This window comes from Roseateles puraquae, from assembly GCF_002205845.1.
GTDB classification, from domain to species: domain Bacteria; phylum Pseudomonadota; class Gammaproteobacteria; order Burkholderiales; family Burkholderiaceae_C; genus Pelomonas; species Pelomonas puraquae.
Genome location: NZ_NISI01000002.1, coordinates 466,780 through 487,123 on the forward strand (window position 1 = coordinate 466,780; position 20,344 = coordinate 487,123).

General features: G+C 69.8%; 21 protein-coding genes. 11 read left to right on the forward strand and 10 right to left on the reverse strand.

Features of this window, described 5'->3' with window-relative positions; all coding sequences use genetic code 11:
- The first annotated feature begins 7 nt into the window (after positions 1 to 7).
- The 6 genes from CDO81_RS09230 (at position 8) to CDO81_RS28015 (ending at position 7,715) form a co-directional block, all read left to right on the forward strand.
- A complete protein-coding gene (locus tag CDO81_RS09230) occupies positions 8 to 556 on the forward strand; it encodes a tRNA-uridine aminocarboxypropyltransferase (protein ID WP_088482882.1) in 549 nt (182 codons plus the stop codon).
- Positions 557 to 565: 9 nt separating this feature from the next.
- A complete protein-coding gene (locus tag CDO81_RS09235) occupies positions 566 to 2,659 on the forward strand; it encodes a protein-disulfide reductase DsbD family protein (protein ID WP_088482883.1) in 2,094 nt (697 codons plus the stop codon).
- Positions 2,656 to 3,267 (forward strand): redoxin domain-containing protein, encoded by a 612-nt coding sequence (locus tag CDO81_RS09240; RefSeq protein ID WP_088482884.1) that lies wholly within the window; start codon positions 2,656 to 2,658, stop codon positions 3,265 to 3,267. Before CDO81_RS09235 ends, CDO81_RS09240 begins: the two co-directional genes overlap by 4 nt.
- A 69-nt stretch (positions 3,268 to 3,336) precedes the next feature.
- Complete coding sequence (locus CDO81_RS09245) at positions 3,337 to 4,233, forward strand: class I SAM-dependent methyltransferase (RefSeq protein ID WP_088482885.1); 897 nt, start codon at positions 3,337 to 3,339, stop codon at positions 4,231 to 4,233.
- Positions 4,234 to 4,508: 275 nt separating this feature from the next.
- Positions 4,509 to 5,231 carry a PEP-CTERM sorting domain-containing protein gene (locus tag CDO81_RS09250; protein WP_158218210.1) on the forward strand — a complete coding sequence of 241 codons (723 nt, stop codon included), beginning with the start codon at positions 4,509 to 4,511 and terminating at the stop codon, positions 5,229 to 5,231.
- A 51-nt stretch (positions 5,232 to 5,282) separates the two neighbouring features.
- A complete protein-coding gene (locus tag CDO81_RS28015; protein ID WP_158218211.1) occupies positions 5,283 to 7,715 on the forward strand; it encodes a CehA/McbA family metallohydrolase in 2,433 nt (810 codons plus the stop codon).
- Positions 7,716 to 7,861: 146 nt separating this feature from the next.
- Here CDO81_RS28015 and CDO81_RS09260 read toward each other — a convergent pair whose 3' ends face one another.
- From CDO81_RS09260 to CDO81_RS09290, 7 genes are all read right to left on the reverse strand, one after another.
- Positions 7,862 to 8,170, reverse strand: coding sequence for a hypothetical protein (locus tag CDO81_RS09260; protein WP_088482887.1), 309 nt, complete (start codon positions 8,168 to 8,170; stop codon positions 7,862 to 7,864).
- Between the two features lie 127 nt (positions 8,171 to 8,297).
- On the reverse strand, positions 8,298 to 8,684 hold the full coding sequence (locus CDO81_RS09265; RefSeq protein WP_158218212.1) for a hypothetical protein: 387 nt from the start codon (positions 8,682 to 8,684) through the stop codon (positions 8,298 to 8,300).
- 95 nt (positions 8,685 to 8,779) lie between these two features.
- Positions 8,780 to 10,318: a serine/threonine-protein kinase gene (locus tag CDO81_RS09270; RefSeq protein WP_088482889.1), complete on the reverse strand. Its 1,539-nt coding sequence runs from the start codon at positions 10,316 to 10,318 to the stop codon at positions 8,780 to 8,782.
- Positions 10,319 to 10,334: 16 nt separating this feature from the next.
- Positions 10,335 to 11,207, reverse strand: a complete 873-nt coding sequence (locus tag CDO81_RS09275; RefSeq protein WP_088482890.1) for a c-type heme family protein — start codon at positions 11,205 to 11,207, stop codon at positions 10,335 to 10,337.
- 144 nt (positions 11,208 to 11,351) lie between these two features.
- Entirely contained in the window at positions 11,352 to 12,569 is a 1,218-nt protein-coding gene (locus tag CDO81_RS09280; RefSeq protein ID WP_088482891.1) for a beta-ketoacyl-[acyl-carrier-protein] synthase family protein, read from the reverse strand.
- Positions 12,569 to 12,826 carry an acyl carrier protein gene (locus CDO81_RS09285; RefSeq protein ID WP_088482892.1) on the reverse strand — a complete coding sequence of 86 codons (258 nt, stop codon included), beginning with the start codon at positions 12,824 to 12,826 and terminating at the stop codon, positions 12,569 to 12,571. The genes CDO81_RS09280 and CDO81_RS09285 overlap by 1 nt, the downstream gene beginning before the upstream one ends.
- On the reverse strand, positions 12,810 to 13,658 hold the full coding sequence (locus CDO81_RS09290; RefSeq protein ID WP_158218213.1) for an alpha/beta hydrolase: 849 nt from the start codon (positions 13,656 to 13,658) through the stop codon (positions 12,810 to 12,812). Before CDO81_RS09290 ends, CDO81_RS09285 begins: the two co-directional genes overlap by 17 nt.
- Positions 13,659 to 13,775: 117 nt before the next feature.
- Between CDO81_RS09290 and CDO81_RS27535 the strand changes: the two genes are divergently transcribed.
- Positions 13,776 to 14,444 (forward strand): response regulator, encoded by a 669-nt coding sequence (locus CDO81_RS27535; RefSeq protein WP_144397177.1) that lies wholly within the window; start codon positions 13,776 to 13,778, stop codon positions 14,442 to 14,444.
- On the forward strand, positions 14,437 to 15,828 hold the full coding sequence (locus CDO81_RS09295; RefSeq protein WP_088482894.1) for a sensor histidine kinase: 1,392 nt from the start codon (positions 14,437 to 14,439) through the stop codon (positions 15,826 to 15,828). The genes CDO81_RS27535 and CDO81_RS09295 overlap by 8 nt, the downstream gene beginning before the upstream one ends.
- Here CDO81_RS09295 and CDO81_RS09300 read toward each other — a convergent pair.
- Complete coding sequence (locus CDO81_RS09300; RefSeq protein ID WP_088482895.1) at positions 15,791 to 16,375, reverse strand: 2OG-Fe(II) oxygenase family protein; 585 nt, start codon at positions 16,373 to 16,375, stop codon at positions 15,791 to 15,793. The two genes, CDO81_RS09295 and CDO81_RS09300, sit on opposite strands and share 38 nt — an antisense overlap.
- A 148-nt stretch (positions 16,376 to 16,523) precedes the next feature.
- On the opposite strand from CDO81_RS09300, the gene CDO81_RS09305 reads away from it, so the two are divergent.
- Positions 16,524 to 17,006 (forward strand): hypothetical protein, encoded by a 483-nt coding sequence (locus CDO81_RS09305; protein WP_193466491.1) that lies wholly within the window; start codon positions 16,524 to 16,526, stop codon positions 17,004 to 17,006.
- 1 nt (position 17,007) lies between these two features.
- Positions 17,008 to 17,772, forward strand: coding sequence for a hypothetical protein (locus CDO81_RS28020; RefSeq protein WP_088482896.1), 765 nt, complete (start codon positions 17,008 to 17,010; stop codon positions 17,770 to 17,772).
- Positions 17,773 to 17,784: 12 nt separating this feature from the next.
- On the opposite strand, the gene CDO81_RS09315 is transcribed toward CDO81_RS28020, so the two are convergent.
- Positions 17,785 to 18,549, reverse strand: coding sequence for a ParA family protein (locus tag CDO81_RS09315; RefSeq protein WP_088482897.1), 765 nt, complete (start codon positions 18,547 to 18,549; stop codon positions 17,785 to 17,787).
- Between the two features lie 307 nt (positions 18,550 to 18,856).
- Positions 18,857 to 19,516, reverse strand: a complete 660-nt coding sequence (locus CDO81_RS09320) for a DUF3313 domain-containing protein (RefSeq protein WP_088482898.1) — start codon at positions 19,514 to 19,516, stop codon at positions 18,857 to 18,859.
- Between the two features lie 148 nt (positions 19,517 to 19,664).
- Here CDO81_RS09320 and CDO81_RS09325 point away from each other — a divergent pair, with 148 nt between their 5' ends.
- A complete protein-coding gene (locus tag CDO81_RS09325) occupies positions 19,665 to 20,321 on the forward strand; it encodes a TetR/AcrR family transcriptional regulator (protein ID WP_158218215.1) in 657 nt (218 codons plus the stop codon).
- Positions 20,322 to 20,344 lie beyond the last annotated feature (23 nt).

Consider the following 20,344-nt stretch of genomic DNA (forward strand, 5'->3'; position numbering starts at 1 on the left):
GGCGTCCATGCCCCGCGCGGTCTGCCCGCGCTGCGAGCGCCCGGCGAGCACCTGCCTGTGCGGGCTGCTGCCCGCGCCGCTGCCGCACCGCACCGAGCTGCTGATCCTGCAGCACCCCGCTGAGGCGGGTCATGCCAAGAACACGGTCGCGCTGCTGACCCTCGGCCTGCAGCGCGCCCGCTGCCTGCGCGGCGAGACTTTCGACGCGAGCCTGGCCGCCCCGGGCACGGCGCTGCTCTACCCGGGCGACGGTCCGCCGGCCGAGCCTGCGGCCGTGCAGCGCCTGCTGTTGCTGGACGGCAGCTGGCGCCAGAGCCGCCGCCTGCTCGCCGCCAACCCCTGGCTCGCCGCACTGCCCCGCCTGCCCCTGCCGGCCCAGCCCACGCGCTACGCCCTCCGGGTGGCGCACCGACCCGGGCAGCTGTCGACGCTGGAAGCTGGCCTGCACGCGCTGGCCCTGCTGGAGGGCGGGCCCGAGCCCTTTGCGCCCCTGTGGACGGCGTTCGACGCGTTCGTGCAGGCCGGCCTTTCCAGAAGGGCAATCGGTTTGGCCTAGGATTTCGGGATGTCTGCCCCGCTGCGTTCCGCCCTCCTGGCCTTGCTGGCCACCCCCTTGCTGGCCCTGGCCGCGCCGCCCCAGGCGGCCACCGAGCATGTGCAGGCCCGACTCGTGGCCAGCCAGGCGGCCGTCGCGCCCGGCCAGCGCTTCACCGTGGCGCTGGAGCAGGACATCAAGGCCCACTGGCACACCTACTGGCTCAACCCGGGCGACTCCGGCCAGGCCACCAGCATCGACTGGCAGGGCGCCCAGGCCGGCCCCATCCAGTGGCCCACGCCGTCCATCCAGGCCATCGGCCCCATCGTCAATTACGGCTATGAAGGCAAGCCCGCGCTGCTGGTGGACGTGACCGTGCCGGCTGATGCCAAGCCCGGGGCGCGCTTTCAGCCGACGGCCGAGGTGCGCTGGCTGGTGTGCAAGGACGTCTGCATTCCGGAGCAGGTCACGCTCGGCCTGGACCTGCCCGTCGCCGCCCAGGGCAAGCCCGGGCCGGACGCCGACCTGATCGACGCCTGGCGCAATGCCATTCCCAAGCCCGCGCCCTTTGCGGTGAAGCTGGCCGCCGCGCCGCAGGGCGTGCGCCTGAGCGGTCCGACGGCAGGCGTGACCAAGGCCTACTTCTTTGCCGACACCTGGGGCGCCGTCGCCCACAGCGCGCCGCAGGCCCTGAAGGCTGAAGCCAGCGGCTGGGCGCTGGACATCCCGGCGGGCGACGAGCCGCTGGCGGCGGGCAAGCCGCTGTCTGGCGTGGTCGTGCTGACGACCGCCACCGGCGAGCAAGCCTGGACCGTCTCCGCCCCCATGCCCGAAGGCGCCGGCAAGGGGCCGGGCCCGGCCGACCTGACCACCCCCGCGGCCGAAGGCGGCGCCAACGCCAGCCCGGCGCCCGCCCCCGAGGGCGACCTGGGCCTGGCGCCGGCCCTGGCCCTCGCGCTGCTGGGCGGCCTCATCCTGAACCTGATGCCCTGCGTCTTCCCGGTGCTCTCCATCAAGGCGCTGGCCCTCGTGAACCAGGGCAACCACAAGGCCGAGGGCCTGGCCTACACCGCGGGCGTGCTGCTGAGCTTCGCGGCGCTGGCCGGCGTGCTGATCGCGCTGCGGGCTGGTGGGCAGCAGGTGGGCTGGGGCTTCCAGTTCCACTCGCCGGTGTTCGTGCTCGTGGTGGCCTATCTGCTCTTCCTGGTGGGCCTGAACCTGTCGGGCTTCTTCGACGTGGGCGGCAGCTTCACCGGCATCGGCTCCGGCCTGGCCGCCCGCCAGGGCCTGGCCGGCAGCTTCTTCACCGGCGTGCTGGCCGCCGTGGTAGCCACGCCGTGCACCGCGCCTTTCATGGGAGCGGCCCTGGCCTTCGCATTGGCCCAGCCGGCGGTGGTGATGCTGGCCGTCTTCCTGGCGCTGGGCCTGGGTCTGGCCCTGCCGTTCCTGGTGCTGGCGTTCTGGCCGGCGGCGCAGCGCTGGCTGCCGCGGCCCGGCGCCTGGATGGACACCTTCAAGCAGTTCCTGGCCTTCCCGATGTATGCCGCGGTGGTCTGGCTGCTGTGGGTGCTGGCCCAGCAGGCCGGGCCGGATGGCGTGGCGCTGGCGCTGGGCGGGCTGGTGCTGATCGCCTTCGCGCTGTGGGTGCGCCGTGCCGGCCGGGGTGTGCTGGCGGGCGGCGTGACGGTCGCGAGCCTGGCGCTGGCGCTCGGCACGGCGGCGTGGATCAAGCCGGTCGCGGCGGTTGACGCGCGCGCCGAGTCCAGCGTGGAGCCCTACAGCGCTGAGCGCCTGGCCGACCTGCGGGCGCAGAACAAGCCCGTGTTCGTCAACATGACGGCCGCCTGGTGCATCTCCTGCCTCGTGAACGAACGTGTCGCGCTGTCGCGCCCCGAGGTGCACGAGGCCTTTGCCAAGGCCGGCATCACCTACCTGAAAGGCGACTGGACCCGCGAGGACCCCAAGATCACCGCCGTGCTCAAGGCCCATGGCCGCTCGGGCGTGCCGCTGTATCTCTACTACGCTCCTGGCGCCGCCGAGGCCCAGGTGCTGCCGCAGATCCTCACCCCCGGCCTCGTCATCGAGGCGGTTTCCACCCCCCAAGCCCCCCGGAGTTCGACATGACGCACCTGTTTCGCCGCTCTCTGATCGCCGCCACGCTCGCTCTGCCGGCGCTGGCCCTTGCCAATGCCGCCGTGGAAGCGCCGGCCCCCGCCTTCACCGCCCAGACGGCCGACGGCAAGACCGTCAACCTGTCCGACTTCAAGGGCAAGACCGTGGTGCTGGAATGGACCAACCACGACTGCCCCTACGTGAAGAAGCACTACGGCAGCGGCAACATGCAAAGCCAGCAGAAGGCCGCCGCGGCGCAGGGCGTGGTGTGGCTGCAGGTGATCTCGTCGGCGCCGGGCCAGCAAGGCTTCGTCGACGGGCCCACCGCCAAGAAGCTCAACGCCGACCGCGGCGCGGCCCCCACCGCCACGCTGCTGGACCCCAAGGGGGAACTCGGCAAGCTCTACGGCGCGCAGACCACGCCGCACATGTACGTGATCAAGGGCGACGGCACCCTGGCGTACAAGGGTGGCATCGACAGCATTGCCTCGGCCAAGGCCGAGGACATCGCCAAGGCCGAGCCCTATGTGGCCGACGCGCTGGCCGCCGTGGCGGCGGGCCGCAAGGTCGAGAAGGCCTCGACCCGCCCCTACGGCTGCTCCGTCAAGTACGCCAGCTGACCCCGGCGCCGCGCACTTCTGTCGACCGCCCGGCCACCCCGGGCGGTTTTGTTTTCTGCTCCCTTCGCCATGCAAGCCCTGCTCGACGCCATCGCCACTGCCCCCGACTTGCCTGCTGATGCCGGCCGGCTCTTTCACGGCCGGGGCGGCCGCTTCCCGGGCTGCGAGCACCTAGCGCTGGACGTCTACCCGCCGGTCGTACTGCTGACAAGCTTCCAGCAGCTGCCCGACGACGCGCTGGCGGCCGTGGGCGCGGCCCTGCAGGCGCGTTGGCCGGGCGTGGCCTGGGTCTACCAGTGCCGCGCGGCCGGAGCGGCCCAGACGCGCTGCATGGCGGGCGAGGTGCCGGAGCCGCATGTCGTCACCGAGGCCGGCACGCGCTACCTCGTCCACCTGCTGCGCGGGCAGAACCACGGCCTCTTCCTGGACATGGCGGCCGGCCGCCGCTGGGTGCGGGAGCAGGTCAAGCCGGGGGCCAAGGTGCTCAACCTGTTTGCCTACACCTGTGCCTTCTCGGTGGTGGCGCTGCAGGCTGGCGCGGCCGAGGTGACGAATGTCGACATGGCCTCCGGCGCGCTGGCCATTGGCCGAAGCAACCATGAACTCAACGGCGTGAAGGCCGGAGCGCGCTTCCTGGCGCACGACATCTTCAACTCCTGGGGCAAGCTCACGCGTGGCGGGCCCTACGACCTCGTGGTGTGCGACCCGCCGAGCTTCCAGAAGGGCAGTTTCGTCGCGACCAAGGACTACGCCCGTCTCGCCCGCCGCCTGCCCGCGCTGCTGGCGCCGGGCGGCCACGCGTTGCTCTGCCTGAACGCACCGGAGCTGGGCGTGGACTTCCTGCGCGGCACCGTCGCAGAGCACGCGCCCGAGCTGCAGTTCATCGGGCGCCTGGAAAACCCTGAGACGTTTGCTGACGTGTCGCCCGAGCGCAGCCTCAAGGCGCTGGTGTTCCGCGCCGCCTGAGCCGGTCCGGCCACGCGCATCGTGTCGCGTGAGCAACGCGGCCCTGGCGCCGGACTCCCCCCACATGCGGGGAGAGGCAGGCCCCATTGCCAAAACGGCAATCGCCGTTTTCCCCATTAGGCATGGGGCTTTCTAGGGATTGGGGGGTGGCTGGCGCGGGGGTAATTTCCGACTGGCTCGTCAAACTTTCCTAAAGCGTAAAGAAACGGTCACTACCCTCGCTCGGCGCGTCGGGATGGTCTCGGCGTTCGTCCATGCACCACCGAAGTACCGCCATGCAACTCCGTTCTCTTGCCCTCGCCGCCCTTCTTGCGACCAGCTTTGCCGCCCAGGCGGACACGGTCGCGCTGTGGGACTACAACCCAACCCCGACCACGACCAAGCACACGGTGTCGGCCAACGGTGCGTCGTTCGCGACGCTCGGGGTCACCACCACCTTTGCAGGCGGATCTGCCTATCAAGGTGCCGCCGCAGGCCAGGCGCTCAACACGACGGGCTATGCAGCGCAAGGCGCGGGGGACCTGACGCGCGGCGTGCAGTTCATGGTCGATACCTCGGGCTACACCGACCTGGTGCTGACCTTCTCCCAGCGCAACAGCAATACGGCCTCGGCATGGACGATGCTGCAGTACACCGTTGACGGCAGCACCTGGTTGAACGCCACCACCTTCCAAATGCCGTCAGCCTCGGCCACAACCTTCGTCAACGGGCTGACTTTTGACTTCAGCGGCGTGGAGCTGGCCAACAACAACGCTGACTTCGGCTTCCGGTTCGTGGCGACCTTCGCACCCGGCACAAGTGCCTATGCGCCGACGGCCGCAGGTCAGACCTACGCCACCACCGGCACCATCCGCTACGACAACGTGCTGCTGAGCGGCACCGCCATCCCCGACGTGCCGGTCGACCCGCTGCCCGTCCCCGAACCCCAGACCTACGCGCTGATGCTCGCCGGCCTGGCCACCGTCGGCCTGCTGGCCCGCCGCCGCCGCGTCGGCTGACCGGGCGACCCGCCCATCGCCCCACTGCCCCACGCCTGCCAAGGATCGCCCGTGAAGACTCGCTCCTTCTCCCTGCACCCGCTGACCGCCTGCCTGCTGCCGCTGCTGCTGGCGGCCTGCGGCGGCGCCCAGTCGCCCGAAGCCACCGTCAAGCCCGCTGCGGCGGACGTGCTGGTCAAGACGGCTGAAGTCCACCCCAGCGTCAAGTACCCGGACCACCATGAGTTCGAGACCGACCTGGGCGTGCCCTTCGTCAGCACCCAGCCCAGCGGCGCGCGCCGCTTCACGCTGGCCATGGACTACCTCGGCGCCCCCGAGGGCCAGCAGCTGGCCTACCGGCTCGACCTCGTCGGCCCGGACGGCAAGACGGTGCAGACCTACGCCGGCGTGGAGCTCTACAAAGGCAAGCCGGTCACGCTGAACTTCGACTGGGCCGGCCGCACCGACAAGGCCGCGCTGCCCGACGGCGTGTACGAGGCCCGCCTGACCGCCTTCTCGGCCGACCCCGGCGTGACCGCTGCGGGCGACACCGCCGAGGCCCGCGTGAAGGCCCTGGCTGCCGCGGACGACCATGGCCATGCGCCGCATGAGCAGAGCTTCAAGTTCGTCATGGGCACGCCGCCCGTGGCCAAGATGCCGGCCTACCGCGCGATGCCCCTGGGCAGCCAGGTCACCGGCGCCGATGCGCCGCGCGCCAAGGCCCTGGCCGCCGCGGCCATCGCGAGCTGGCCCTACACCGTCTACTACGGCTCCCTGCACGGCCAGACCAACGACTCCGACGGCGGCGGCGACCTCGCCACCTGCAACTCGTCGCAAGCGGCGCAGAGCGGCAAGTTCGGTCCCGACACGGCCTTCCCCTATGCCAAGAGCAAGGGTCTGGACTTCTTCGGCAACACCGACCACAACCACTACTTCGACGGCAGCTCGGGCCTGGGCACCATCCCGGCAGCAGACGCCAAGGCCCGCTACACCGCAGGCGTGACCTTCGCCACCAACTACACCGCCAGCAACCCGGGCTTCCTGGCCATGTACGGCATGGAGTGGGGCGTCATCAGCGGCGGCGGCCACCTGAACATCTTCAACAGCGATGAGCTCTACAGCTGGGAGTACGACCCCAACAACCAGCTCTACGGCCACCGCTTCGTCGCCAAGAACGACTACGCCACGCTCTACACCGTGATGCGCGCCGCCGGCCAGGTCGGCCAGTTCAACCACCCCGACACCACCGGCCAGTTCATCGTCAACGGCACCGATTTCGGCTACACCGCGGACGGTGACGAGGTCATGGTGCTGGCCGAGATCTCCAACACCAGCGCCTTCTCCAACAAGGACGACGAGTCCACGCCGCCGGGCTCGGGCTACGAAAGCGCCTTCCGCAAGATCCTGGAGCGCGGCTTCCACGTCGCGCCGGCCACCAACCAGGACAACCACTGCGCGAACTGGGGCTCCTCCTACACCAACCGCACCGCCGTGCTCATCCCCAACGGCACCGCGCTGACCAAGGCCAGCTTCGTCGATGCGCTGCGCGCCCGCCGGGTGTTCGCCACGCACGACAAGAACTCGCAGCTGGTGTTCAGCGCCAACGGCGCCATCATGGGCTCGCGCATCAACAACCAGGGTGCGCTCAACCTGAACATCGGCTTCGCCAACACCGCGGGCCGCACGGTCTCGCTGGTGGAGGTGTGGCAAGGCGTGCCGGGCCGCAACGGCACCATGACCCTGCTGACCAACAGCGCCAGCTACACGCACACGCCGACCGACGGCCTGCACGTGTACTACGCCAAGGTCACGCAGGACGACGGCAAGATCCTGTGGTCCGCGCCGATCTGGGTCAACCAGGGTGCGGCCAACAACGGCGACACCACGCCGCCGACCGTCAGCGCCAGCGTCACCGGCAACAGCGGCAACATCACGCTGTCGGCCAACGCCAGCGACAACGTCGGCGTGACCAAGGTCGAGTTCTGGGTCGACAGCTCGCTCAAGGGCACCGTCACCACAGCGCCTTACCAGCTGGTGCTGGATTCGCGCACGCTGCCCAACGGCGCGCACACCCTGGTCGCCAAGGCCTTCGACGCCGCCGCCAACAGCGCTGCGTCCACCGACGTCACCTTCAGCGTGACCAACGCCGGTGCCTCGGTCAGCGAAGTCGAGCCCAACGGCACCATCGCCACGGCCAATGTGCTCGGCACCGCCACCACGGCCAGCGGCTTCATCAGCACCGCGACTGACAAGGACTACTTCCGCATCGACCTGCCGGCCAACAAGAAGATCCGCGTCGACATGAGCGGCCCGAGCGGCACCGACTACGACCTGTTCCTGGTCAGCTCCTCCGGTGCAGGCCTGGCCAGCTCCGGCGGCACGACCTCGTCCGAGTCGCTGACCTACACCAACGGCAGCAGCGCCCGCACGGTCTTCATCAAGGTGCAGAGCTACAGCGGCTCCAGCACGACGACGCCGTACACGCTGACGATCAGCTACCCCTGATCGGGCGCTGACAGAACCTCCGTGCGCCCATGCGGCGCACGGCACGACAGGGGCCTTCGGGCCCCTTCTTTACGTCGTGAGTGGCTCGCGATGCGCGGTCCGCGTACGGCGAATCGATCTTCGGCGGATCATGGCGGCGCGTGTCTTCAGAGTAGCTGGCTCTTGAACAACACGAAATCTTGAAGCCCCTCTAACGACTCGATGCCCCAAGCCCGTTCCGTGTTTACCTTGACCCGCGTGCGGCCTGCGTCATCCGTCCATTCCGCCTGTAGCTCGCAGGCCATTGACCCGGGTCGAGGGTAGATGCTGTCTTGCCGCAGGTTCTCGTCACTGACAACGGAGGCCTTCTCGATAAACTTGTGCAGCCGCCCGTCGGCGTCGATCAGCGCGCATTCGACGAATCCTGGCTGGTGCTCATCAACGAAGGCGGTGATCTGTACAGCGATGCGGTTCACGGTGTGCTGAGCTCGCCCGATGTTCACAGACCAGCAGGCGACGCCTCAGAGGAGATGGCGAGTGCCAGCCGAAGTGGCCCTGCAGCCGGATCGACGAATGGCTCTGGCATTGAAGGTGCCCGACAGGCTACTCGTTAGGCGAGCCGCGAACAACGCGGTTCGGCCGCTTGCTGTAGAGGCCGTCTGCTGAGACACCCGTGCCAGTAAAGCACCTGCCAATCTCACGCAACTGCACGGTCCTGTCCGCGAAATTGAACACCATCTTGCATCGCAGTTCTTCGCTGACGACGACCCCGGCACAGTGGTCGCGCGAGAGCTGTAGCTCTCCTTCCAGGTTTCCATATCGCGGTGCACCGTCAGGCGCGATGTTGCCGAACGCCTGGACCTGCACCCTGACGCTGATCGAGCCATCGGGCGATTCGCTTGCCGCCGAAATCGAGAGGTTCGCGCCGTCCTTGCGGAGGTACTCGCCGTCGATCGCACAGGGCGACGCGTGCGCCAGGCTTGCGCTCAAGATGCAGCAGACGCAAGCGCAAAGCGCCTCAAGACTTGGCATGACGTGTCCTCAACTCGTGGCCCGATGGGCTATGGCGAATGGGGCTTCGCCGCTCAAGGCAGGCGTGACAGCTCGTGCAGCAGCTTGGCGCGGGCCGCCGGGTCGTTGACCGACTCGGCCATGCGGTTGAAGAACACGGCGCGGCTGTCGGTGCCGGTGGCGGCGCGCTTGGTCAGCACCTTGGCGATCGGGCCCACATGCTGGGCGAGCAGCGCCTGGGCCTTGTCGACCACCGCCTCGGTCAGCGGGCCGCCGAGGGTGGTGGCGCCGGCCGAGCCCTGGGAGGCCTGAGACCCCTGCGAGCCCGGTGAACCCCTGGAGCCGAAGATGCTGAGGGCGCCGCCGCCGGTGCTGCCTTTGGTGCCCTTGCCCGTGCCGGCGCCATGCGTGCCGCCGGCCGTGCGGTGATGGCCCCCGGTGACGAGGCTGGCCTGGCCCAGGAAGGCGTCCCGCGCCCGCGGGTCGCTGACCTGCTCGGCGAGCCGCGTGTAGAGCTCGTCGAGGTTGCTGCACTCACGCGCCGCGCGGCGCACCAGCACGCTGGCCAGCGGCCCGACGTGGCGGGCCAGCGTGAGCTCGGCCTGGCTGAGCTGGGCCTTGTCCCAGTGAGAGGGCGGTGGCGACCCGGCGGTGGAGCCGGGCACCGGCGTGCCGGACAGCGACACCGGCGCCTGCGTCGGCGACACCAGCGGCTGCGGCGCCTTGGCGCGCGGCGGCGCCAGCATGACGGTCTTCTCCCAGGAGGTGTCGTCCAGCACCTGGCCGGCGCCGTCGATCAAGGCCTGCTTGAACTCCTCGGCCGTGGCGAAGCGGTCCTCCGGGCGCTTGGCCAGCGCGCGGGCGACGATGCCGTCGAACCAGCCCGGGCGCTGCACGCCGTCCAGCGTGGAGGGCGGCTGGGGCATCTCGTTGACGACCTTGTACATGAGGGCTTCGGTCGTGCCCGCGAACGGCGCGCGGCCGGTCAGCAGTTGGTAGAGCACGACGCCGGCGCCGTAGATGTCCACGCGCCGGTCCATGGGCTTGCCGAGAAACTGCTCGGGCGCCATGTGGCTGGGCGTGCCCACCATGTAGTGCGTCTGGGTGAGGTTGTTGCTCTCGATGCGGGCGATGCCGAAGTCAGCCACCTTCAGCCGCCCGGCGGTCGTCATGATGATGTTGGCCGGCTTGACGTCACGGTGCCACACGCCCTTGTCGTGCGCATGACCCAGCGCGTCGAGCAGCTGGCTCATGATGCCGGGGATGTCGGTGTCGGTGAACCGCACCTTGGCGCCGAGGTAGCTGGCGAGCGACCGGCCCTCGACGAACTCCATCGCGATGTAGGCCACGCTCTGGTCGCGACCGAAGTCGTAGACCGCCACGATGCCCGGGTGCATGAGCCGGCCGGCCGCCTGCGCCTCGTTGCGGAAGCGCGAGGCCGGCGCGCCGGGGCTGTCGTCATCCGAGTCGAGCTGGGTGCGGATCGTCTTCAGCGCGACGGTGCGCTGGATGTCCGGGTCGAAGCCCTTGTAGACGACGCCCATCGCGCCCTCACCGAGCACCTCGGTGATGCGGTACTTGCCCAGCTGAACAGGATGCTTCTTGTCGCTCATGCCCGGCCTGGTTGGCTCATGAATCGAGGAGCTTCATGGCCTGCACGACGCTGGCGCGCATGCGCGAGAAGGAGTCGGACAGGGTGGCGATCTCGTCGCGGCCGCGGGCCTCGAACTCCGGCGCGTCCAGCTCACCCTGGCTCACGCGGTCGGCCAGGGCCGAGAGCTGCGTGACCGGGCGCACGACCAGCATCCACACCATCAGGTTCAGCACGATGCCGACCGCGATGAACACGCCGATGAGGGAGCTGATGAAGACCTTGAAGGTCTGGTCGGCGCGCTGCAGCGGCACGCCCAGCGGCACTGACACGATCTGCGCGCCGATGACCTCGTTGAGGTTCCAGCCGAAGCCGTTCGCCGGGCCGTACTTGGCGACCATGGTGGCTGGGGCGGCATCCACGCTGCTGTGGCAGGCCAGGCAGGCCGGGTCGGTGATGCGCAGCGGGCGGGCGATGTACAGCGACGGGCCGGCCGGCGTGTCGCGGGTGCCGACGGTTTCCTTCAGCTCGGCCGACGAGCGGAACTGGCCGACGATGTCCACCTCCCAGCTGGTGGCGCGGTCACGCGGGTTGGTCGGGTTGAGCGTCGCCTCCTTGTAGGCGAACTCGGGGTGCTTGGACAGCAGCGTGTTCAGCACCTCCGTGGCCGAGTAGCTGGGCACCGTCTGCGGCAGGAACTCCTGCGACATCTGGGCCGCCAGCAGCGGCTTGATCTGGGTGTTGGTGTAGTTGCGCACCGCCAGCGCCTTCTCCATCAGCATGCGGGCGCTGGCCACGGTTTCCTGCTGCGCGTTCTCCTGCAGCAGGTTGCGCGCGATGTAGCCGCTCAGGGCGATGCCCAGGCTCATCACGAGCAGATAGACGAGATTGAACTTGGCGAGCAGTTTCATGGCCGGACCCCAGGGCAGACTCTTGCGGACTCTTGCCGACGCTTTCAAAAGGTCGGCAATGGTAGTGCGTTGCTACGCTGAGTAACCGGTTCGTCGCTTCGGTTCCCGGCCGGGAAACCGTCTTATGTGCGTCTCAAGTGCGTCTCAAGGGCGGGTCACCACCAGGGCCACGTTGCTGCCGCCAAAGGCAAAGGAGTTGGACATCGCCGCCCGGGCGCTGCTCTGGCGCGCAGCGCCGGTGACCAGGTCGATCTGGCTGCCCAGGCTGCTGGCGCGGACATGGGCGCTGGCCGGCAGCCAGCCGCCGCGCAGGGCCTGCACCGTGGCCACCAGCTCCAGCGCACCACCGGCACCGATCAGGTGCCCGTGCAGCGCCTTGGTGGCCGACACCGGCACGGCGCCGGTGCCGAACACCGCCTCGATGGAGCTGGCCTCCACCGCGTCGCCCACCTCGGTGGCCGTGCCGTGGGCGTTGACGTAGCCGATGTCGGCGGGCGCCAGGCCGGCGTCCTGCAGGGCCGCCCGCATGGCGCGGACCTGGCCGTCGGCGTCGGGGCGGGACAGGTGCACCGCGTCCACGCTGTGCCCGTAGCCGGCCAGTTCGGCCAGCGGCGTGGCGCCGCGGGCGCGGGCATGGGCCTCGGTCTCCAGCACCAGCGCGGCAGCGCCTTCGCCCAGCACCAGGCCCTGGCGGCCGTCGTCGAAGGGGCGGCAGGTCTGCTCGGGCTGGTCGGCATCCAGCGGCGCCATCACGCCCATGGCCTGCCAGCCCAGCGCGCTGCCCACGTTGAGCATGGCTTCCGACCCGCCCACCAGGGCCAGGTCGGCGCGGCCGTTGCGCAGCAGCCAGAGCGCCTCGCCGATGGCCTGGGCCGACGAGGCGCAGGCATTGGATACCGCCAGCTGGGCGGCGCGCAGCTGGTGACGCATGGCCAGGTGTGAGCCGGCCGAGTTGGCCATCACCCGCACCACGGTGTAGGGGTGCACCCGCGGCGGCTGCGCGGTGAACATCTGTTGGTACGACGCCTCCAGCGAAGCCGAGCCGCCCAGGCCGGTGCCCCAGCTGACGGCCGCGCGCTCGGGCGCCGGCGCGAACTCGGGCAGCCCGGCCTGCGCCCAGGCTTCGGCCGCGGCCTCCAGCGCCATCAGGCTGTGGCGATCGTAGAGATTGCGCTGCGCGGGTGGCAGGTGAGCGCCGAGGGGCTCGGTCACCACGGCCGCCGCGTGGGGTCGCAGCGCATGCGCCGGGCTGCCGGGTTGGGCCGTGATGCCGGAACGGCCGGCCTGCAGCGCCTGCGTCAACGCCGTGACGCCCCGGCCCAGGGCGCTGACCGCCCCCAGTCCCGTGATCCAGACGTGCATCAGGCCGCCACCGGCTGCGCCTTGGCCAGCAGCAGCTCATCCACCAGCGTGGCCAGGCCGCTCAGTGTGGGGTTGGCCAGCGCGCGATCGTGCTCGATGTTGACGTGGAAGTGGTCTTCCACGGTGAACATGAAGTCCACCAGGCCGAGAGAGTCCAGGCCGAGTTCGGCAAACGGCGTGTCGACCTTGTCGGTCAGGCCTTCGGCACCCAGCTCACGTTGGGCGAGGGTGCAGAGTTGTTCAAGCGTGTTGGGCATGGTCGGTCCAGGTGGGGGTGGCGTGGGTGGCGGGGAGCGCGGCCAGCGGATGGCTGCGCAGCAGGAAGTCGCGCACGGTGCGCGCGACGGCGATGCGTTCGTTGTCCAGCGTCAGCATGTGATAGCTGTCGTGGAACCAGTGCACCTCGGGGGGCTGGCCCAAGCGGCGTTGCAGCTCGTGCACGGTGCGCGGGCTGGCCACGTCGTCCTCGGTGGCGTGCAGCACGACCGCCGGCGCGGCCAGGCGGGGTAGCCGGGCGCGCACATGGCGGATCAGCCGCGAGGCCTGGTAGAGCGAGGCGGCTGACAGTCGCGCCGCCCCCACCGCCGACACCTGCGTCGTGGCCATGGCCTGTTCCACCCAGGCGCGCAGCCGTTCGTTCTTCAGGCCGAAGGGCGCGGTTTCCTTGAAGCTCATGCGCCGGCGCAGCGGCGGCAGATACGCCAGCGGCAGCAGGCGCCGCCAGGGCGAGACGTTCCAGCCGTCGAAATGCAGGGTGGTGGAGATCAGCACCAGCGCCGCGGCCGGGCGGCGTGCCGCCAGGGCCAGCGCCAGCACCGCGCCCATGCACAGCCCGCCCACCGCCACGCGGCCATGCTGGGCTGCCAGACGGTCGAAGGCCGCCTCGGCCTCGGCGAGCCAGTGCTCGAAGGGCGGCACCGGCAACTGCTCGCCGGTGGCGGCGCTGACACCGTAGCCGGCCATGGCCGGGGTCTCGACGACATAACCGACTTCTCGCAGTGACTTGGCGACGGGCGCCAGCTCCAGCGGGTTGGCACACAGGCCGTGGAACAGCAACACGGCGGGGCGCTGCGGGTGCATTGAGTTCATGGCCAGCAGTGTCGAAAGCCCCGCCGTCAGCCGCTTGTCGCCCGCCTTGCCGGCAGCTTTCCTCGTCTGACAGCGCGCTGTCAGCACGGCGGGCGGTCTCGCGCCATACTTGTGACCATGCGCATCCTGCTCGTCGAAGACGACGAACATCTCGTCGAAACCACCGCCCGCGCCCTGCGTTCGCAAGGCTGGGTCGTGGACTGCACCGCCCGCGGTGAGCCCGTGCCGCGCTCGCTGCGCGAGGACGCCTACGACCTCCTCATCCTGGACATCGGTCTGGCGGGCATCGACGGTTTCGAGACGTTGCGCCGCGTGCGTGGTGAGGGCCTGGCCGTGCCGGTGCTCATCCTGACCGCCCGCGATGCCGTCGAGGATCGTGTGCGCGGCCTGGAGGGCGGCGCCGACGACTATCTCGTCAAGCCCTTCGCGCTGACCGAGCTGGTGGCCCGCGCCCGCGCGCTGGTGCGCCGCAGCCAGGCGCGCACCAGCAATCAGCTCCAGCTGGCCCGCCTGCGCATCGACCAGGAGGCCCGCCGCGCCTACATCGACGACGAGCCCCTGGCCCTGTCCGCCCGCGAGTGGGACGTGCTCGGCTTCCTGATGGCGCGCGCCGGCAAGGTGGTGCCCAAGGAACACATCGCGCTGGCCAGCAACGCCTGGGACCAGGGCGTGAGCGACAACGCCATCGAGGTCTGCCTGTCACGCCTGCGCGCCAAGATCGAGCCGGGCGGCGTGCAGTTGCGCACCGTGCGCGGCCTCGGTTACCTGCTCGAAGAAATTGGTTGACCGCCCCCGCTCCAGCCTGCAGCGGCGTCTGTTTGGCTGGTTGCTGCTGCCGCTGCTGGTGGCGCTGCCGCTGCTGGCCATCGGGCTGTACAAGCAGGTGCAGGACAGCGCCCAGAGCTGGCTCGACGAAGGCCTGGAAGACACCGCGCTGACCCTGGCCGGGCAGATCGACGTGCGCAGCGGCGAGCCGCACATCGAGATCAGCGCCACCATGGACCGCGCGCTGCGCTTCGACCGCCAGGACGATGTCTTCTACCTCGTGCTCGCGCCTGACGGCGAGGTGCTGCAGGGCGATGCCGGGCTGGTCGACCTGCAGCCGCGACCGCCAGCGCAGGTGGCCGGGCGCTCCTGGTATGGCGACGCCAAGCTGCGCGACCGCTCGCTGCGCCTCGTGCAGTTGGGGCATGACTGCGGCGGTGGGCAGAGCTGCCAGATCCTCGTGGCCGAGACCCTGCACAAACGCGACGCCCTGCAGCGCCAGATCGGCTCGCTCGTGGCGCTGAATGGCGCGGGCCTGGCCGTGCTGCTCGCGTTGGCGGGCTGGTGGGCCATCCGCCAGGGCCTCACGCCGCTGACCGAGCTCAGCGCCGAGCTGGAGCACCGCGACCTGCATCGCCTCACGCCGCTGGAGGCCCGCCTGCCGCGGGAGCTGGTGCCGCTGCAGGCCGCCTTCAACCGGCTGTTTGAGCGGCTGGCGCGCGCGGCCGGCGCGCAGCGCGAATTCCTGGCCGACGCCGCGCACCAGCTGCGCACGCCGCTGACCTCGCTGCAGACCGAGATCGAACTCGCCATGCTGGAGCCGCACGACCAGCGGGTGGACCCGCTGCTGCAGCGCCTGCGCCACCGTGTCACGCGCAGCGCGCGCCTGGCGCAGCAGCTGCTGTCACTGGCCCGCGCGGAAGACCGCAGCGTGGACGTCGAGCAGCGCATCGACCTGCGCGACATCGCCACCGAGAGCGGCCAGGACTGGGCGCACCGGTCCCTGCCCAGTGGCGTGGACCTGGGCTTTGAGCTGGCCGAGGCGCCGGCGCAGGGGCATGCCTTCCTGTTGCGCGAGCTGCTGGAGAACCTCATCCACAACGCGGTCAGCTATGCCGGCGGCGGGGCGCGCATCACGGTGCGTTGCGGGACCGACACCACCGGCCCCTGGCTGGAAGTCGAGGACAACGGCCCGGGTATTCCGCCGGCTGAGCGTGCGGCGGCGATGCAGCGTTTCCGGCGCGGCAGCACGGCCAGCGGCTCGGGCAGCGGCCTGGGCCTGGCGATTGCGGCTGACATCGCCGCGCGCCATGGCGGCCGGCTGGAGCTGCTGGATGCCCACGCCGGGCCGGGCCTGCGGGCGCGCCTCAGCCTGCCGCCGCCGGCTTCAATGCCAGCTGCTTGAAGAGGTTCATGGCCACGATGACCCGCCGTCCCGGCGTGGGCGGCACCTCATGCATCGCGATGCCGGGGAACATGACCAGCGTGGCCGGCCGCGGGTGGTAGACGCTGTCGCGCGAGAACACCAGCGGTGCACAGCCCGGCTCGGCCTCCAGGTAGACCACGCAGCTCAAGTCGGCGGGCCAGTGGTTGTGGGCCACGGTGTGATCCGCCTGCTCATAGATCGCGCCCCAGCATTGCAGCACCCGCAGGTCCAGCCCCAGGGCGCCCAGGTCGCCTGACCAGGCCTTGGGTGCCGCGGCCTTGGCGATGTCGACCACGCTCGCGCACAGCGGCATGAGCTTCGGGTTGAGCAGGTGACTCTCCCAAGGGCTCATGTAGGCCGACTTGACGTTGGACGTGGGCGACAGCGGGTGGCTGACGCGCAGCTCGTCGATGGCCTCGCGGGCCAGTTGCAGCCGGTCGGCGATGGGGCCGAGCTCGGCAATGATGATGGGGATCTGGGTCTGGACGCTGGCGCCGACCACGTGCACGGCGGAGGAGACGTTCATCCCGCGATTTTGCGCATCGGGCGCGGCGGGGCAGCCGCAAAAGTCAACCGGGAAGGCGTCCCTTTTTTCCGGGCCGTGATGTCACGGGGCTGCCATCACGGGGCGTCAGGCTAGCCTGCCTTGCCCCTTCATCTCCCAGAGGAACGCCATGAAGTCTTTCTCCGTCGCCTTCGCCTTGTTCGCGCTGGCCTCCACCGCCTTGGCCAGCGAGCAGAGCCTGTGCAGCGCTGCCAAGGGCAGCTTCCTGACCGGCACGGTCACGGCCGCGCCCAAGTTCGCTGCCGCCACGCAGACCTTGCAGGGCATCAAGCTCTCGCACACCAAGCTCAGCCTGCGTGCCGACCAGGACGGCAAGGTGTACGACGTGGCCATCGACAACGTCTTCGCGGTCGACTACGTGAAGAACGCCAGCAGCGTGCCCGCGTCGCTCGCGGCGATCAAGGTCAACGACCGGCTGGAGCTGTGCGGCGCCAAGTACACCAGCGGCGTGGGCATCCACTGGGTGCACACCAACTGCGGCGACGTGCCGACCACCAGTGCGCCCAATGGCTGGGTCAAGCGCTTCTCGGCCAGTGGCAGCGTGGGCAGCAACCTGGAGCGCAGCCAGACCTACTGCTATCTCTGGAACTGACGTGACGCCACACCGCGCGCCTCGCACCCGGACGGCCTGGCTGGCCGCCCTGGCGACGCTCGGTCTGCTGCTGGCGTGGCTGGCCATCCGGCCTGCCGCCGACTTGCCGGTCGAGCAGCACGACCGCCAGGCCGCCGCGGTGCCCGCCTTGCTGCTGCGGACGACCCCGACCGTCCCGACCGTTGTGGCGAGCCCGGTGCCATCGAGCCGCCGGGCGCCCGCGAGCTCCGGCGTGGCGCCGTCCGCCGTCATGCGGGCGGTCGCTGCGGCGCGCCTGGGTGACGCGCAGGCAGCGCATGACGCCTACCGACGGCTCACCGACTGCAGTCGCGGCGAGGGCACGAGCGAGTGCGCCGGCCTGCCGCGGTCGCTCATCGAGGAGCGGCTTCGCTTTCTCGCGCAGGCCGCACGCGCCGGCATTCCGGCGGCGCAGGTGGATGTGTACATGGAAGGGCCCGACCCGCTGGTGGCCCTGGACGAGCAGCAGCTGCAGGCCTGGCGGGCCGAGACGCTGTCGGGCCTGCAACAGGCTGCCGGGCGTTGCGATGCTTTTGCCAGTGGGCTGTTGGCGACCCTGTCCGACAGTGGTGAGCTGGCGCCGCGCGACGCGGCACGTGCGGTGGCCTATGCGGTGGCCGAGGCCAGCTTGCGGCACCGGCCGCTGACCGATGAAGCCCTGCAGGACCGTCTCGCGCAGCCGCTGGACGCCGCCGGCCTGGCCGCGGCGCGCGAGCAAGGCCTGCGCCTGGCGGCGAGCTGCCGCTGACGCGGCCGGCGCTCAGCCCAGCGACTCGTACAGCGCCACCAGCTCCTGCGTGAGCTTGTGGCGGGGCTCCAGGTGGATCATGGGCCGGGCCAGTTCGTGCGACTCCTTCACCTTCACGCTGCTGGAGAGGTAGGGCTCCAGCACCGGCAGCCCTTCGTCCAGCAGCTCCTGCACCACGCGCTGCGGCAGTGAGGCGCGGGCCTGGAACTGGTTCACCACGATGCCCTCGACCGACAGCTCCGGCGCATGGTCGGCGCGGATCTCCTCCACCGTCTCCAGCAGCCCATAGAGCGCCCGGCGCGAGAAGTCGTCGCAGTCGAACGGGATGAGGCAGCCCTGGGCCGCGATCAGCGCGGAGCGGGTGTAGAAGTTCAGCGCCGGCGGGGTGTCGATCCAGATCTCGTCGTAGTCGTCGGCCAGCGGCAGCAGCGCATCGCGCAGCTTGTAGATCTTGTAGCGGCTCTCCAGCTTGCCGTGCAGTTCATCCAGCTCGGGGCCCGCGGGCATCAGGTGCAGGTGCTCCCAGGGCGTTTCGGTGACGAACTCGGTCAGCGCCGGCGCGCGCACGCTGAACTTCAGCGTCGACTCGAAGAACGCCGCCGAGCCGGGGGTGGCCTCGTCCAGCGCTTCGCCCATCAGGTAGCGGCTGGTGTTGCCCTGGCAGTCCAGGTCAATCACCAGCACCCGCCGGCCGCTGGCTGCCGCAATCGCTGCCAGGTTGCTCGTGATCGTGGACTTGCCCACGCCGCCCTTCTGGTTGAACACGACTCGCCGCATCGCCGCACCTCCGGTTGAGGCGGCCATTGTGCACTGCAGCAATGGCGAATCAAGCAGGACGGGCGGCGCGACCGGGCTTCGGCATGTGGGTGCTGAGTGCGGGTCGAGGAGGGGGCGCAGGGACCGGTGGTATCAGCCTGCAGGGCATTGGCAGCAGCTGGGCAAGCGCCGGCGTGGCGCTGGCCACCAGATAGGCTGTGGACACCAGGGCCATCCCGGCGGTGCAGATGACGAGCAGCAGGCCGCGCTCCACGGCGCGCGCCGATCCTGTGCTCGTCATGCGCGACATGAGCGTCCTCGCAGCGGGCTACTTCAGCATCGTGAGCAGTTCCTCGGCGCCCTTGTCGATGCCGACGCGGGCGGCCTTGAGTCGTCCGAAGGTGGCCGCCACGTTCATGGCGTTGGGAAACTGCTTGGCGACGAACGCCTTCAGCAGTTCGCCCGAGCTGGCGTCGTAGATCTCGACCGAGTACATGACAGAGCCGATGAAGGCGCCCTCCTTGCCGCGAATGCCCTGCACAGCGTTGTACGGCGCGCCCACCAGATCGAAGCGGGTCACGGTGCTGACGACCGCCGTGTTGGGCTTCGCTCCGGTCAGCGACAGCCGGATGCGCAAGGTGCCCGGTTGGACCCTGCCGACCCGTCCGAATCGTTGATCCAGCTGCTGCGAGAAGCGCTGGAACATGTACTCGGCCAGTTCCTGTCGTTCTTCCTGAGAGACGTCCTCGAACTGTGAGTCGCGACCGCCGTAGACGATCACGGGGTCCAGGATCAGGTTGGCGTAGGAGGCCCACGAAACCGCGCGATCCACGCTGTAGGGAATGCGGTCCCGTCGTTCATCGTTGTTCTGGCGCAGTTGACTCGACGATGCGATCTCCTCGTATCGATGGGGTTGGGGCGTCGAACAGGCAGCGAGGCCGGTCAGGGCGAGGGCCAGGCAGGCCTGGAGGAGGCGTGTGGATTTCATGGCGTGCTTTCGGTCGTTCGGGTTGGCGCAGCGTCGGTGGCTGCGGATTTCGGTACTGATCAGGACGCATAAATTCTTTTTCCGAAGCCCGCGCGGGGTCAAAGAAAAACGTACGATGCCGTACTGTTATGGGGGTTCCATGCGGGTGATGACCGATGAACGCCGTGCCGACATCATTCGGCTGACGGCGCTGCTTTTCGAGCAGCTGGGCTACGAGGCGACGTCCATGAGCGAGATCTCGCGACGCCTGGGAGGGTCGAAGTCGACGCTCTACCGCTACTTCCCCACCAAGGACGACCTCGTCGTGGCCGTGGTCAAGACCTTCGTCACCGCGCACATGGCAGATGCGATCGCGGAGCTGGAGAAGGGCATCGAAAGAGGGCTCAGCCTGCAGCAGGTTCTCTTGCGTTTCGGAGAGCAGGCCTTGAAGGTGGTCGCCAACGATTCACGTGCGCGCTCGCTGCATCGGGTGATCGTGGCCTCAGCCGGGCAATCCAATGTGGGAGAGCTGTTCTTCGAGGCGGGCCCGGCGCAGATGCAGGCGCGCCTTACCGAGCTGATCGAGCACGCCGTGCGGCGAGGCGAGATCCAGCCGGTGGACCCGCCCATAGCCGCCCAGCAGTTCACAGCGCTTCTCAACGCCCAGGTGAGCGGCCGCATCTATCAACAGAACCCCAGGGACCTGAAGCCGGCGCAGCTGCGGCCCATGGCCATGCTGGCGGTGGACTTCTTCTTGTCGGCCTTGATGCCGAATCCGCCCTCCGCAGCGGCGGGCAGCAAGGGCCCCCGACAGGCTGCCGGCTAGGAGTCAAGCCATCGCCTGCCAGC